Origin of the sequence: Bradyrhizobium shewense (assembly GCF_900094605.1) — a bacterium.
In the GTDB taxonomy this organism is placed as follows: domain Bacteria; phylum Pseudomonadota; class Alphaproteobacteria; order Rhizobiales; family Xanthobacteraceae; genus Bradyrhizobium; species Bradyrhizobium shewense.
In genome coordinates this window covers 110714-124922 of sequence record NZ_FMAI01000018.1, presented here as the reverse complement: position 1 = coordinate 124922, position 14209 = coordinate 110714, and the positions used below count along the sequence as shown (strand labels likewise).

The window sequence follows — 14209 nt, the reverse complement described above, 5'->3', positions numbered from 1 at the left end:
GGTGACCGCGGCGCAAAAGTCCGGCTAGACTGAACCCAACCTGAGCAAATTCCGGGAGGCGAATTAAGTGAAGACCGCGATCACCGAGCTGTTCGGCATCGAGCACCCCATCATCCAGGGCGGCATGCATTTCGTCGGCTTTGCCGAGCTGGCCGCTGCCGTCTCCAATGCCGGCGGGCTCGGCATCATCACCGGCCTCACGCAGAAGACGCCGGAATTGCTCGCGAAGGAGATCGCGCGCTGCCGGGACATGACCGACAAGCCGTTCGGCGTGAACCTCACCTTCCTGCCGACCTTCGCGGCGCCGCCCTATCCGGAATACATCGCGGCCATCGTCGAGGGCGGCATCAAGGCGGTGGAGACCGCGGGCCGCAGTCCCGAACAATACATGCCGGCGCTGAAGGCGGCGGGCATCAAGGTCATCCACAAATGCACCTCGGTGCGTCACTCACTCAAGGCGGAGCGGATCGGCTGCGACGCCGTCAGCGTCGACGGCTTCGAGTGCGGCGGTCATCCCGGCGAGGACGACATTCCCAACATGATCCTGCTGCCGCGCGCGGCGGAGGAGTTGAAGATCCCGTTCGTCGCCTCCGGCGGCATGGCGGACGGGCGCAGCCTCGTCGCGGCATTGTCGCTGGGTGCCGCCGGCATGAACATGGGCACGCGCTTCATCGCCACCAAGGAAGCGCCCGTGCATCAGAATGTGAAGAATGCGCTGGTCGCCGCGACCGAGCTCGACACGCGCCTGATCATGCGCAGCCTGCGCAACACCGAGCGCGTGCTGAAGAACGCCAATGTCGATCGCCTCATCGAGATCGAGCGCGAGAAGGGCGACAAGCTGAATATCGACGACATTCACGATCAGGTCGCGGGCGTCTATCCCAGGATCATGCTGGAAGGACAGATGGACGCCGGCGCGTGGAGCTGCGGCATGGTCGCCGGCCTGATCCACGACATCCCCTCCTGCAAGGAACTCGTCGATCGCATCATGAGCGAGGCGGAACAGATCATCCGCAGCCGTTTGATGGGGTTCCTGGATGGGACGGGGGCGACGCGAAAGGTCGCCTGACACCGTCAACTTCTTAACCACGGCGGCACTTGGCCGCTGGAATTGCGCGCGACGCCTCCTAAATAGAGGTAAATTACCTCTTTCAGAATCAATTTCAGGAGGCGTCCGTGGTCCTGAAACGTGTTCCTTTTGCAGTTGCCGTTGCCCTCGTGATCGCATGGGGCGGCTTCGCGCGCGCTGACGACTACAAGCCAGACGAATATCTCGGCCTCGACCTTTCGAAGGCCGTTCTGTCGCCGAAACGTCTCGGGCCCGAGACGCAGTTTGCGCCGGTCGCCCTCGAAGCGCGCGGCGGCAATGACGCGCACGCGCGCGCCGAGCCGGTCGACGTGCCGAAGAAGGTCGCGGCCGAGCGCGTGCACGTGGCCCAGCCGAAGGTCGCGCACGCCAAGCCCGTGCAGCCGCGCGGTGCAGCCCGCGCCAAGCTCGCGCACCGCCGCGGCAATCCGCTGGATGCACAGGCGAGAGATACCCGCATCCAGACCTGGCCATGCCGTTCCGGCGGCATCTGCAACTGGCAGCGCTAGACTCCGCGAGTCTAACTCTCACCGTCCCCGTGGAGACTCCCCCTCACCCCGACCCTCTCCCCGCAAGCGGGGCGAGGGAGTGCACCGTTCGCTGCGACTGCTTCCCCCGTCATCGGCACGTCGCAAAACCGTAGGCGCGGGGTCAAGAAACCGTAAGGGTAGGAGTCAAGGAGCGCAGGCACCTTCCGTCGCGATTCGACGAAGGTTTCCTGAATGGCAACGCTCCGCGCTTCGCGCGCATGGACCCGGCGGCAATTCCTGGTCCGCTCGACCTCCAGCCTCGCCGTCGCCTCGCTCGGCACGCTCGCAACGCCACACCTCAGCCGCGCCGCCGACCGGCCGCAGATCGCGGGCGGTATCCAGTCCGGCGATGTCTCTGGCGACTCCGCCGTGATCTGGGCGCGCGCCGACCGGCCCGCACGGATGCAGGTGGAATGTTCGACCGTCGAGAGCTTCAAGACCATCATCGCGTCAGCTTCGCGCGACGCTCTGCTTGATGCGGATTTCACCGCAAAGCTGCTGCTGGACGATCTGTCGCCCGGCCAGGATATCTTCTACCGCGTGCGCTTCGACGACATCGCGACCGGTATTGCCGGCGAAAGCCGCGTCGGCCATTTCCGCACCGCGCCGGCTGCGGGCCGGTCGATCTCGTTCGTTTGGTCCGGGGATGTCGCGGGGCAGGGCTGGGGCATCGACATTTCGCGCGGCGGCTATCGCAGCTATCGCACCATGCTCGACAACCACCCGGATTTCTTCATCCACTCCGGCGATCACATCTACGCCGACTGCACGGTTCCTTCCGAGCAGAAGCTGCCGAACGGCGAGATTTGGCGCAACCTCGTGACCGAGGAAAAGTCCGAGGTCGCGCACACGCTGGCGCAGTTTCGCGGCAACTACAAATACAACCATTTCGACGAGAATTTTCGCGCCTTCCACGCCGAGGTGCCGATGTTCGCGCAATGGGACGACCACGAGGTCACCAACGACTGGTCGCCGGCCGGCAGCCATGACGAGGCCGGTCATGAGGACGACGGCACCCCGCGCCTGGTCGCGCGCGCCCGCCGCGCCTTCTTCGACTTCATGCCGATCCGCGATATCGGCGCGCAGCAAGGCCGGGTCTATCGCAAGATCGCCTACGGCCCGCTGCTCGACGTCTTCATGACCGACATGCGCAGCTATCGCGACGACAGCTGGAACAAGGGCGGCGATCACCGCGGCTGGATTTTGGGTGCCGAGCAGCTCGCCTGGCTGAAGCGCGAGCTCGCGGCCTCGCGCGCAACCTGGAAGGTGATTGCGGCCGACCTGCCGATCGGCCTGGTCAGCCTGGACGCCGTCGCGCTCGGCGATGGGCCGCCCGACCGGCGCGAGCACGAAATCGCCGACCTTCTGGCCTCCATCAAGCGCGCTGGCGTGCGCAATATCGTCTGGCTCACCGCCGATATGCATTACACCGCCGCGCATTATTACGATCCCGGCAAGGCGCAGTTTCAAGACTTCGAGCCGTTCTGGGAGTTCGTTTCCGGCCCGCTGCACGCCGGCACCTGGGGCCCCGGCGAGCTCGACAACACCTTTGGTCCGGTCGCGATGTACCAGAATGGCTGTAGCGCGGCGCAGGGCGAGAACCTCGCGCCCTGCTTCGGCCTGCAGTTCTTCGGCCGCGTCGACATCGACGGCGCCAGCGGCGTGATGACCGTGACCTTGAAGGACGTCGACAATAGCGACCTCTGGTCGGTCGATATCGTGCCGCAACAGCAGATCCGCCCGGCCGTGGTGGCGCAGCATTCGTGAGGGGCGGATACTCTGTGCGCGGGTCCCGCCATGACGAAGGATAGGCATGGCGCGCCTCTAACCCGATCTTGATTGGCCGCGCTGCTCATGCCGGGCTATGCTGCTCGCTCCCGCCACCTCTTTTCCATCACCAAAGAGTCTGCCCACGCGGCAACGCTGCGTGCATCCAGCGGGTTGAACGACGTCAGGAGCCTGTTCATGGACAATCTGAAGACCCAGGGCATCAGCATGCCCAAGCTCGGCCTCGGCACCTTTCGCATGCGGGGCGATGCGTGCCGTGCCGCGGTCGAGAGCGCGCTGTCGATCGGCTATCGCCACATCGACACCGCCGAGATGTACGCCAACGAAGAATCTATCGGCGCTGCCCTTGCCGCGGCTCGCCTGCCGCGCGGCGAGCTGCACGTCACGACCAAGGTCTGGCATGAGAACCTCAGCCCCGACGCGATCCGGCGTGCCTTCGATGCCAGCCTGAACAAGCTCAGGCTCGATCATGTCGATCTCTATCTCGTGCACTGGCCGTCGAAGGCTGCGAACTGGGGCGCGGTGTTCGAGACACTGATGAAGCTGAAGCAGGAGGGGCGCACGCGGGCGATTGGCGTTGCCAACTTCACCACGGCGCTGCTCAAGACCGTGGTCGAGGACATCAGGGCTCCGATCGCCTGCAACCAGATCGAATATCACGCGATGCTCGATCAATCGAAGGTGCTGGCCTATCTCGCCGCGAAGTCGATCCCGCTGGTGGCCTATTGTCCGCTCGCGCAAGGGCGCATTGCCTCGGACCCGGTGCTGGCCGAGATTGGCGCCAGGCACAACGCAACCGCTGCGCAGGTGGCACTGAAATGGCTGCTCGACCAGGACGGCATCGCCGCGATTCCGAAGGCCTCGCGCCGGGAGAGCCAGCAGGCCAATCTCGATGCGCTGAAGATCACGCTCGACGATGCCGACCGCAACAAGATCGCGGCGCTGCCGAAGGACCGCCGCTGTGTCAATCCGGGCTTCGCGCCGGCGTGGGATTAGCTTCGTTTCAAACGCGAATGGCAGGAATCGTAGGGTGGGGCAAAGGCGCACTTGGGCCGTGCCCACCACCTCTCAATCACTATGGAAGCGGTGGGCACGCTTCGCTTTGCCCACCCTACAAGACTGACGACACGCAAAATGGCCCCGTGAGGGGCCATTTCCATATGCGTCTCGGTTAGTCCCAGTGATGGTGACGATGGCTGCGCTTGATCACCACGACCTTGTCGCGATGGTGGCCGCGATGCCAGCCGTAGTCGCGATGGCCGCGGAATTCGGCGCGAGCGCCGTACGGTCCGTGATCATGGTGGTGGTAGCCGCCGCGTTTGATCACCACCGTCTCCGCGTTCGCCAGCGTCGGCGCCGCGATCACGAGCGCACCCAGAGCCGCAACCACATAACCAAGCTTCTTCATGATGTCCTCCTCCAATCGAATGCACATTTAAACCGCGCATTCGCGCGAACGTTCCGGAGGAAACGCGGGAGAATTCTGAACAGCTGTTCAGGTGACTAATCGCAGCGTTGCTGCGCCGGCGTCGGCGCGCCGGTGGCGACGTATTTGCCGTTCCTGATCGTGTACTCGCCGCGATCGCTGCGATTGTAGATCGCGCGCAGGCTGCCGTCCTTCGCCAGAAGCAGCCCGAACTCACGGGCCTGGTGCAGCGAGGGGAAGTACACCATCACATTGAGCAGGCCCTCGGCGCTGACCTGGGCCGACACCACCTCGTTCTCGTCCTTGGCCTCGCCGAAATTGCGCCGGTACATCACCCGGCCGTCCTTCCGGATTTCGTAAGTCAGGAGCGCGCCCTTGTCGCGGTCGGGCCGGACGGCGCAGTCGACCGCCCACGAGCCGAGCAGGCCCCATTGCTCGACCGTCGCGGTCAGTGTTTCGGCACCTGCCGTGGAGGTGATCGCCGCCCACAGCATCGCAGCCGCGATCCAGCGGCTCAAACAACGCGTCATGTCCTGAAGAAACCCCGCCTCGAAGAATTCCAAAGTGTAGCATCCCGCCCGCTTCCGTCCATGGCCTCCGCCGATCGCTCGCGAATTTGATCCGCGTCAATGAGGCCGGTCGTTTCCGGGGTAGGATGGCGCTTCCCGAAGGCGAACCTGGATAGACCAATGCTGAATCAAGTCATGGATTTTGCGGGCGAAGTGCTGCCGGGGAGCTGCGCCGTGCCGCCTTATTCCGAGACCGCGTTTCTGACCGAGCTGGGCGATCGCTTGCGGTCCTCGCGCATGCGCTGCGACCTGTCGCGCCGCGAGCTGGCCCGCCGTTCCGGGATTTCCGAGCGCTATATCGCCCAGATCGAGGCCGGCAAGGGCAACGTCTCGATCGTCCTCTTGCTGCGGCTGGCCTCCGCGATCCACGGCAGCCAGCCACAGGCGGCTTGATCCGAGCATGATCCCGATCCGAAGGGCCGCGTCAGCGCAAACGGCGTAGCGGTTTTCCGGCAGGACCATGCCCAAACAATAAGGCTAGGCCCGCTTCTCCACATTGGCACTCCGGGCCGGGACGCCGAATTCCTTGCGGCACACCTCGGCCAGCACGGCGACGCCTTCGCGGATCTGCTGATGCGTCGGGCTTGCAAAGCACAGCCTGAGCCGCGAGCGGGAATGGCTCTTGTCGGTCGACCATTCCGGCCCCGGATTGATCGAGACGCCGGCGGCGAGTGCGGCCTGATAGAGTTTCAGCGTATCGACCTGTTCGGGCAGCTTCACCCAGAGGAAGATGCCGCCCTTGGGCTCCTCGAACTCGGCGGCCGTCCCGAACTGCTCGTTCAGTGCCTCCATCAGCGTGTCGAGCTTGGTGCGCAGCGCCCTGGTCAGGGCCGGCACGTGGCTTGCGAAATGCGGCTTGCAATAAGCGGCGAGCACCATCTGCTCCAGCGCGCCGGAGCCCGCATCCGTCTTCAGCGCCAGCATCCGCGACATCACCTCCCAGGGCGCCACGATGAAGCCGACGCGTAGCGCCGGCGCGATCGACTTGGAGAACGAGCCGATATGAATCACGCCGCCGCTCTCGCTCATCGCATGAATCGCCGGCGGCCGCTGTCCTGACCAGACGAGGTCGGCATAGCAATCGTCCTCGAAGACAGGCACGCCATACTCGGTCGCGAGCCGTACCAGCTCGGTGCGGCGGCTCTCGGGCATGATGCTGCCGGTCGGGTTCTGCACCGTCGGAATGGTGTAGATGTATTTCGGCCGGATCCCGCGGCTCTTCAGGTCAGCCAGCGTCGCGGCCAGCACGTCCATGCGCATGCCGTCCTTGTCGAGGGGGACGCCTGCTACATTGACGCCGAGCCGTGCCAGGCGGGTCAGCGAGCCCTGATAGCTGTCCTGCTCGAAGATCACGGTGTCGCCGCGGGTCAGCAGCGTCGCGTTGACGAGGTCGAGCGCCTGGAGCGAGCCGGACACGATCAGGAGATCGTCGACGGTGCAGTTGATGCCGGCATCGCGCTTGAGCTTCGTCACCAGGAATTCGCGCAAGGGCAGGTAGCCCTGCGGGCCATGCGCCAGCCCGTAGGTCGCGAGCGACCGGCCTTCGCGCTGTAACGCTGAGGTGGTCGCCTCGATCAGGCCCTCGAGCGGCAGTTGCTCCGAATCGTTGTTGCCGCCCACGAAACTGTACTTGGCAAGGCCCGTCCAGCGCGCGGAAGGGGCCGGCAGCCCTGCCGGAAACAGGGGTGCGAAATCGAAGCTGGACGTCATGGGAGTGTTCCTCGTTTTGTTCTTGTTGAGCCCGCCGGCGTTGCGCCGGCCAGCCTTACTTCTTGCCAGCCGTCCTAGTCGGACGGCCCTGGCTGATGAAAGCGTAATGCGCATTGGCGACGCCGCCAACCATCAGGGCCTCGACCACGGGCTCGGCGATCTCGCCTGTCGCGGCCCAGTCGACGAGGAAATTGGCCCCGGTCCCGCCGCGCACGTCGTCGGTCGGAATGAAGATCGAGACGGTGGCAAGTGGCCTCACGGCCACCGGCGTCTTCAGATAACTCTCGACCTGCTTGCCTGCGGTGTCGAAATAGGCGATGCGTTTGATCACCAGTGCTTGCGTCTCGGAGGCGTTGTGAACACTCAAGGTCACCGAGAAGTCGACGCGCAGCTTGCCCTGGCTCATTGCGACGCTGGAATAGGCAGGCACGTAGAATCCACCGGAGATTGCGAGTTCCTCCTTCGGCAGCGCGGTGAGGGAATCGGCGAAGTTCTGTTCAATATTGACCTTGGATTGTGCGACGGCGGGCACGGCATAGGCGAGGGGGCATAACAGCATTGCTGCGAACAGCCCTTTTCGCATGTGACGAATTGCTCGCTTGCCGCGCCGCAACCCGTCTCTAGGGTGCGGCAAAACGGACCAATTTGGCATGCACGAGCTCATTCGCGACATCACTCTCTGTATTCTGTTTGCCTGGATGCTGGGCCTGCTCGCCCATTTCTCCCGGCAGCCGCTCATTCTGGCCTATCTTATCGCCGGCTTTTGCATAGGTCCATTCGGCGCGGGCTGGGTCCATTCGCAGGAATCGATCGGCGTCATCTCCGAGCTCGGCCTGATCTTCATGCTGTTCATGATCGGCCTGGAGATCGATCTGAAGAAGATCGTGCGGGCGGGAAAGGTGATCCTGTTCGCGGCGGGCGGCCAGTTGCTCGGCGGCTGCCTGCTCGGGGTCCTGTTCTTCGTCGGCATCGGCCTGTCGCTCGGCGGCGGGCACTTCGATGCGGTCTATCTCTGCGTCGCCTGCGCGCTGTCGAGCACTGTCATCATCGTCAAGGTGCTCTACGAGAAACGCGAGCTCGACACGCTGCCAGGGCGCATCACGCTCGGCGTGCTGGTGCTGCAGGACATCTTCGCCATCCTGTTCCTGGCGGTGCAGCCGAGCCTTGCCAATCTGCAGGCCAGCGTCATCCTGCTCTCGATCGGCCGTGTCGCGGTGCTGGTCGCCGCAGCTCTGCTGATCAGCCGCTACGTGCTGCCGCGGCTGTTCCACCAGATCGCCCGGCGGCCCGAGCTGATCCTGCTCGGCGCGCTGGCCTGGTGCTTTCTCGTCGCCGAGACCGCCGAGCGGCTGTCGCTGTCGCGCGAGATGGGCGCCCTGATCGCCGGCGTCTCGCTCTCGACCTTTCCCTACGCGCTCGACGTCACCGCCAAGGTCACCACGTTGCGCGACTTCTTCATCACCCTGTTCTTCGTCGCACTCGGCATGACCATTCCAGTCCCCGGCCTCTCCGTGATCGGGCTGGCGCTGATGATCGCGGCTTTCACGGTGGTCAGCCGCCTCGTCACCACCTTCACGCCGCTCTATCTGATGAAGCAGGGCCTGCGCGCCAGCCTGTTGCCGGCGCTGAACCTCGCGCAGATTTCCGAGTTCTCGCTGGTGGTGATCCAGACCGGCGTCGCCGATCACCATATCTCAGCGCAGACGGCGAATGCCGCCTCCTTCGCCTTCGTGGTGCTCGCGGTGCTCTCGACCTTCGCGATGAGCCGCAGCGACGAGATCACCCGCTGGGCGATCGGCCCCCTGAAGCGGATCGGCCTGCGCGACCTCGACCACGGCAACGGCCATGCCGAGGAGGGGCACGAGGGCGGCCATGGCGAGGCCCGCCGTATCGTCATCCTCGGCTTTTTCCGTGCGGCGAGCGCGCTGCTGGCCGAGATCGAACGGCAGACGCCGGTGCTGCTCGAGCAGATCACCGTGGTCGATTTCAACCCCAATGTGTACCAGACGTTGCTGTCGCGCGGCCTGCACGTGATCTATGGCGACATCAGCAGCGCGGATACGCTGCTCCATGCCGGCGTCGGCAAGTCCGAGATGATCATCCTCAGCGTGCCGGATTCGCTGCTGAAGGGCGCCAGCAACGAGAAGCTGGTCCGCCACGTCCGCGCGCTCAATCCGACCGCCCTGATCGTGGCCACGGCCGATCTCCTGTCGGACGTGGAGGAGCTCTATGCGGCCGGCGCCAGCTACGTCACCGTGACCCGGCTCAGCGACGCTCATGAGCTGTTCACGGTCATTGAGGCCGCGCAGGCCGGCCTGCTGACCGACAAGCGCGCCGAGCTCGACCAGCGGCTCGGCGAGCGCCGCGAAGTGCTGCCCTGACGGGGACCGGCCGCCTTCCACCCCGGCAATCCGCGCCTATATCCCTGGTATCTTCGGTGCAAGCCTGCCCACCTTGGCAGACCTGCCGTCAGGCATATGCGGTTGCGTCCAGGACACTAGCGCCCCGGCCCAAGTCCGGCTAAGCCTCCCGGCATAACCGATAGAGATTGGGACATGCCCGATAGCGTTCAGGAAGTCTTGCAGGCCTTTGCCCGGGGTGAGCTCGTGGTCGTCACCGACGACGAGGACCGCGAGGGCGAGGGCGATCTGATCGTCGCCGCCTCGCTCTGCACCGCCGAGAAGATGGCGTTCATCATCCGTCATACGTCAGGCATCGTCTGCGCGCCTGTGACCACCGAGGACGCGCGCCGCCTGCGGCTCGATCCGATGGTGGCCCACAACGATTCCGCGCACACCACCGCCTTCACGGTGTCGATCGACTACAAGCCCGATGGCGGCACCGGCATCTCCGCCGAGGAGCGCGCCTCCTGCTGCCGCGCGCTGTCCAATCCCAATGTCGGCGCCAATGATTTCGCCCGGCCCGGCCACATCTTCCCGCTGATCGCCAAGGATGGCGGCGTGCTGCTGCGCTCGGGCCATACCGAGGCCGCCGTCGATCTCTGCAAGCTCTCCGGCCTGCCGCCGGTCGGCGTGATCAGCGAATTGATGAACGACGACGGCAGCGTGATGAAGGGCGAGCAGGTCGCCCGCTTCGCCGCCCAGCACAAGCTCAAGCATGTCACCATCGCGGACATGATCGCCTACCGTCAGGCGCGCGAGAAGCTGATCGAGCGGGTCTCGACCTTCGTCACCGAAAGCCCGATCGGCCCCTTGCAGGGCTATGCCTATCGTTCGCCGTTCGATTCCATCGCCCACGTCGCTTTCGTCTACAACGGCGTCGGTGACGGCAAGAACGTGCTGACGCGCTTTCACAAGCCGAACATCGTCAAGGACACTTTCACGGGCCACAAGCGCATGGCGACGGTGCTCGAGCACTTCAAGAAATCCGGCCGTGGCGTTCTGGTTTATCTGCGCGACGGCGCTGCCGGTGTCCCCGTGGCCCCGCTGCCCGACGAGAGCGCGACGGAGGCAGACCGCAACCGCCAGTGGCGCGAAGTCGGCGTCGGTGCGCAGATCCTGCGCGATCTCGGCGTCACCTCGATCCGGCATCTCACCTCGTCGGTGCACGACTACAAGGGCCTGTCGGGCTTCGGCATCGAGATCGTCGCCAACGAGCAGCTCGAAAGCTGACGAGGCCGTTGCTGGGTTCTCGCCGTTGCGCGCCCCGGAATGACCGAAACCAGGATGCAATTGCACTTGTTGCCGCGGCGCTTTAGTTTGTCGGGCAAATTTTGACGGAACCAGACGAAAGGACGTTTCATGAGCGTGCGCCCTCAGGCCAAGGACAAGCCGGCTGCGGCTTCTTTCCAGTGGGACGATCCGTTCCTGCTCGACGAGCAACTCACCGAAGACGAGCGCATGGTGCGCGACACCGCCCGCGCCTATGCCCAGGACAAGCTGCTGCCGCGCGTCACCAAGGCCTATCTCGAAGAGACGACCGATCGCGAGATCTTCAACGAGATGGGTGAGCTCGGCCTGATCGGCATCACGCTGCCGGAGGAATTTGGCTGCGCCAATGCGAGCTATGTCGCCTATGGCCTGGTCGCGCGCGAGATCGAGCGGGTCGATTCCGGCTATCGCTCGATGAACTCGGTGCAGTCCTCGCTGGTGATGTACCCGATCTACGCCTATGGCGACGAGAACCAGCGCAAGAAGTACCTGCCGAAGCTCGCCAGCGGCGAGTGGGTCGGCTGCTTCGGCCTGACCGAGCCTGATGCCGGCTCCGATCCGGCCGGCATGAAGACCCGCGCCGAGAAGGTTGCGGACGGCTATCGCCTCACCGGCAGCAAGATGTGGATCTCGAACGCGCCGATCGCCGACGTGTTCGTGGTGTGGGCCAAGTCGGCGGCGCACGATAACCAGATCCGCGGCTTCGTGCTGGAGAAGGGCATGAAGGGCCTCTCCGCGCCGAAGATCGGCGGCAAGCTGTCGCTCCGCGCTTCGATCACCGGCGAGGTCGTGATGGACGGCGTCGTGGTTCCGGAAGATGCGCTGCTGCCCAACGTGTCCGGCCTGAAAGGCCCGTTCGGCTGCCTCAACCGCGCTCGTTACGGCATTTCCTGGGGTGCGCTCGGCGCCGCCGAGGACTGCATGCATCGCGCCCGCCAGTACACGCTCGACCGCAAGCAGTTCGGCAAGCCGCTCGCCGCGACCCAGCTCGTGCAGAAGAAGCTCGCCGACATGGAGACCGAGATCGCGCTCGGCCTGCAGGGCTCGCTTCGCGTCGGCCGCCTGATGGACGAGGGCAAGTTCGCGCCCGAGATGATCTCGATCATGAAGCGCAACAATTGCGGCAAGGCCCTCGACATCGCCCGCGTCGCGCGCGACATGCACGGCGGCAACGGCATCTCGGCCGAGTACCACGTGATGCGCCACGTCCATAACCTCGAGACGGTCAACACCTACGAGGGGACGCACGACGTCCACGCGCTGATCCTCGGCCGCGCCATCACGGGCATTCAGGCGTTTTTCTGATAGTCGCGGAGCACCGTGGCGATTGTCTTGCTCCACTGTCATCGTCCGCGCAGGCGGACGATCCAGTATCCAGAGACCTTGCCTTCGCCACAGACGCCACGGCGTACTGGATACCCCGCCTACGCGGAGTATGACGGCGAGGTTGGGGCAGCAGTGCACAGGAATTGCCATGTCCGACAATGACGACGTCCCGTTCAACCGCAACTTTCCGCTGAAGCCGGGCGTCGTCGAGGAAGTCCGGCCCGGCGTGCGCCGCGTGCTCTGTAACAATCCGAGCCCGTTCACCTTCACCGGCACGGTCAGCTACATCGTCGGCAAGGGCAATGTCGCGATCATCGATCCCGGTCCGGACGATGCGGCCCATGCGGCCGCGCTGCTCGATGCCGTGCGCGGCGAGACGGTGAGCCATATCTTCGTCACCCACACCCATCGCGACCATTCGCCGAACACCGCGCGGATCAAGCAGGCGACCGGCGCACCGGTTTATGCCGAGGGCCCGCACCGGGCCTCGCGCCCGCGTTTCGAGAGCGAGAAGCACAATCCGGAATCCGGCTCCGATCGCGACTTCGTACCCGACATCCGGATCGCCCATGGCGACGTCGTCGAAGGCGACGGCTGGCGGCTCGAGGCCGTGGCGACGCCGGGGCACACCGCCAATCATCTGGCATTCGCCTGGCCGGAGCGAAAGTTCAACTTCGTCGGCGATCACGTGATGGGCTGGTCCACCTCGATTGTGGCGCCGCCCGACGGCTCGATGATCGACTACATGGACTCGCTCGATCGGCTCGCCGCACGCGCGGAGGATCTCTACTTCTCCGGCCATGGCCCCGAGATCCCCGACGGCCAGCGCTTCGTGCGCTTCCTGATCCGTCATCGCAAGGCACGCGAGGCCTCGATCCTGCATCGCCTCGCCAAGGGCGAGACCGACATCCCGACCATGGTCCGCGCGATCTATATCGGCATCGATCCGAGGCTGACGACGGCCGCCGGCTATTCCGTGCTGGCGCACCTGGAAGACCTGGTCGCCCGCGGCGTGGTGGCGACGGATGGCGATCCCGTGATCGGCGGGACATATCGGATGGCCTAGCTCGTCATTCCGGGGCGCCGCAACGCGGCGAACCCGGAATCCAGAGGTTGCGGCGCGAGATCCTCAGGTGCGCAATTGCGCACCAGAGTTCGCGCTAATGCGCGCCCCGGGATGACGCTCTATCGCGTCACTTCTTCACCGTCTTTGCCGGCGCCTTCGGTGGCGCCACCGGGGTCTTCTTCACCGGCTTGAGCGCGTCGGCATCGGCGGCGGTGTTGAGATCGTCGATGAATTTCTTGACGCGCGCGGCATTGCTGCCGAGATCGCTGTCGAAATTGCGCGAAGCCGAGCGGATGTCGACGCGGGAATCATCGCCGTCCGGCACGAACCTTATCGAAATGTCCTCGCGAAAACCCATGATCGGCGTGCGCGCCACCGCCTCGATACGGCCGATGCGGCGCGGCGGCTGCGGTGCTCGCTCGTCGATGACGATCCATTTGCGCTTGTTGACGAGCTGGAGCGCGATCGCATAGGCGCGGTCGACGGAAATCTCGAGCTCGATGGGCTCGATATCAGGGTAGAAATGGCGCTGCTGCTCCGCCGAATAGAGGCCGGCATAGACCGCGGTGTTGGTGCCCTCGCCGGTGCGCAGGCGCGCCAGCGCGTCGAAACGCGGCGGATCGATCGGGTCGGTGGTGATGTCGTAGATCGCCGGCAGCTTGCGATATTGCAAGGCCAGATAGGCGGGATAGGCGAGGATCGCCCCGTCGATCAGCAAAGCGAGCAGGATGCGCGCCATGCCGCGCGAGCCGTTCTGCCAGATCGCGGCAAAGCCGGCGAGCCCGAACAGGATCGACAGGCCTGATATCGCGAGCCCGCCGAAGAAGGTCGCAAGCGCCGGCTTCGGCTCCAGGAAATCGAAGCGGACGATTATGATCGAGACCACCACCGCCACCACCGCGAACACGGCCAGATTGCGCGCCCAGCTCGCGAGGCTGGACACGGGCTCCGACTGATAGGGAGCGGAAAACCTGCGGGCCATCGAGTGAGCTCTGCCGGGGTTTGGCGATGCCGGCCGATCTGGCGCGACGATGGG

General features: G+C 65.0%; 14 protein-coding genes. 9 read left to right on the top strand and 5 right to left on the bottom strand.

Features of this window, described 5'->3' with window-relative positions; translation table 11 throughout:
- The first annotated feature begins 67 nt into the window (after positions 1-67).
- The 4 genes from GA0061098_RS29295 (at position 68) to GA0061098_RS29280 (ending at position 4401) form a co-directional block, all read left to right on the top strand.
- Complete coding sequence (locus tag GA0061098_RS29295; RefSeq protein ID WP_091964765.1) at positions 68-1069, top strand: NAD(P)H-dependent flavin oxidoreductase; 1002 nt, start codon at positions 68-70, stop codon at positions 1067-1069.
- A 107-nt stretch (positions 1070-1176) separates the two neighbouring features.
- Positions 1177-1596: a hypothetical protein gene (locus GA0061098_RS29290; protein ID WP_091964764.1), complete on the top strand. Its 420-nt coding sequence runs from the start codon at positions 1177-1179 to the stop codon at positions 1594-1596.
- 213 nt (positions 1597-1809) lie between these two features.
- Positions 1810-3384, top strand: a complete 1575-nt coding sequence (locus GA0061098_RS29285; protein WP_091964763.1) for an alkaline phosphatase D family protein — start codon at positions 1810-1812, stop codon at positions 3382-3384.
- A gap of 198 nt (positions 3385-3582) precedes the next feature.
- Positions 3583-4401 (top strand): aldo/keto reductase, encoded by an 819-nt coding sequence (locus tag GA0061098_RS29280; protein WP_091964871.1) that lies wholly within the window; start codon positions 3583-3585, stop codon positions 4399-4401.
- A 175-nt stretch (positions 4402-4576) separates the two neighbouring features.
- On the opposite strand, the gene GA0061098_RS29275 is transcribed toward GA0061098_RS29280, so the two are convergent.
- Complete coding sequence (locus GA0061098_RS29275; protein ID WP_091964869.1) at positions 4577-4813, bottom strand: hypothetical protein; 237 nt, start codon at positions 4811-4813, stop codon at positions 4577-4579.
- A 95-nt stretch (positions 4814-4908) separates the two neighbouring features.
- Entirely contained in the window at positions 4909-5361 is a 453-nt protein-coding gene (locus GA0061098_RS29270) for a hypothetical protein (RefSeq protein ID WP_091964762.1), read from the bottom strand.
- A 159-nt stretch (positions 5362-5520) separates the two neighbouring features.
- Here GA0061098_RS29270 and GA0061098_RS29265 point away from each other — a divergent pair, with 159 nt between their 5' ends.
- Entirely contained in the window at positions 5521-5793 is a 273-nt protein-coding gene (locus GA0061098_RS29265; RefSeq protein WP_026202606.1) for a helix-turn-helix domain-containing protein, read from the top strand.
- An 84-nt stretch (positions 5794-5877) separates the two neighbouring features.
- Here GA0061098_RS29265 and GA0061098_RS29260 read toward each other — a convergent pair whose 3' ends face one another.
- Positions 5878-7110 carry an aminotransferase-like domain-containing protein gene (locus tag GA0061098_RS29260; protein WP_091964760.1) on the bottom strand — a complete coding sequence of 411 codons (1233 nt, stop codon included), beginning with the start codon at positions 7108-7110 and terminating at the stop codon, positions 5878-5880.
- Positions 7111-7165: 55 nt separating this feature from the next.
- Entirely contained in the window at positions 7166-7693 is a 528-nt protein-coding gene (locus GA0061098_RS29255) for a DUF3124 domain-containing protein (protein ID WP_165637679.1), read from the bottom strand.
- Between the two features lie 67 nt (positions 7694-7760).
- Between GA0061098_RS29255 and GA0061098_RS29250 the strand changes: the two genes are divergently transcribed.
- From GA0061098_RS29250 to GA0061098_RS29235, 4 genes are all read left to right on the top strand, one after another.
- Positions 7761-9491, top strand: coding sequence for a cation:proton antiporter (locus GA0061098_RS29250; RefSeq protein WP_091964759.1), 1731 nt, complete (start codon positions 7761-7763; stop codon positions 9489-9491).
- A gap of 174 nt (positions 9492-9665) precedes the next feature.
- On the top strand, positions 9666-10742 hold the full coding sequence (gene ribB, locus GA0061098_RS29245; RefSeq protein ID WP_091964758.1) for a 3,4-dihydroxy-2-butanone-4-phosphate synthase: 1077 nt from the start codon (positions 9666-9668) through the stop codon (positions 10740-10742).
- Between the two features lie 129 nt (positions 10743-10871).
- On the top strand, positions 10872-12086 hold the full coding sequence (locus GA0061098_RS29240; RefSeq protein ID WP_091964757.1) for an acyl-CoA dehydrogenase: 1215 nt from the start codon (positions 10872-10874) through the stop codon (positions 12084-12086).
- A 169-nt stretch (positions 12087-12255) separates the two neighbouring features.
- Positions 12256-13173 carry an MBL fold metallo-hydrolase gene (locus GA0061098_RS29235; RefSeq protein ID WP_104463014.1) on the top strand — a complete coding sequence of 306 codons (918 nt, stop codon included), beginning with the start codon at positions 12256-12258 and terminating at the stop codon, positions 13171-13173.
- 127 nt (positions 13174-13300) lie between these two features.
- On the opposite strand, the gene GA0061098_RS29230 is transcribed toward GA0061098_RS29235, so the two are convergent.
- The gene (locus GA0061098_RS29230) at positions 13301-14155 is read right to left on the bottom strand and encodes a DUF1499 domain-containing protein (protein WP_091964755.1); all 855 of its coding nucleotides are present in this window, start codon (positions 14153-14155) and stop codon (positions 13301-13303) included.
- Positions 14156-14209: the final 54 nt, after the last annotated feature.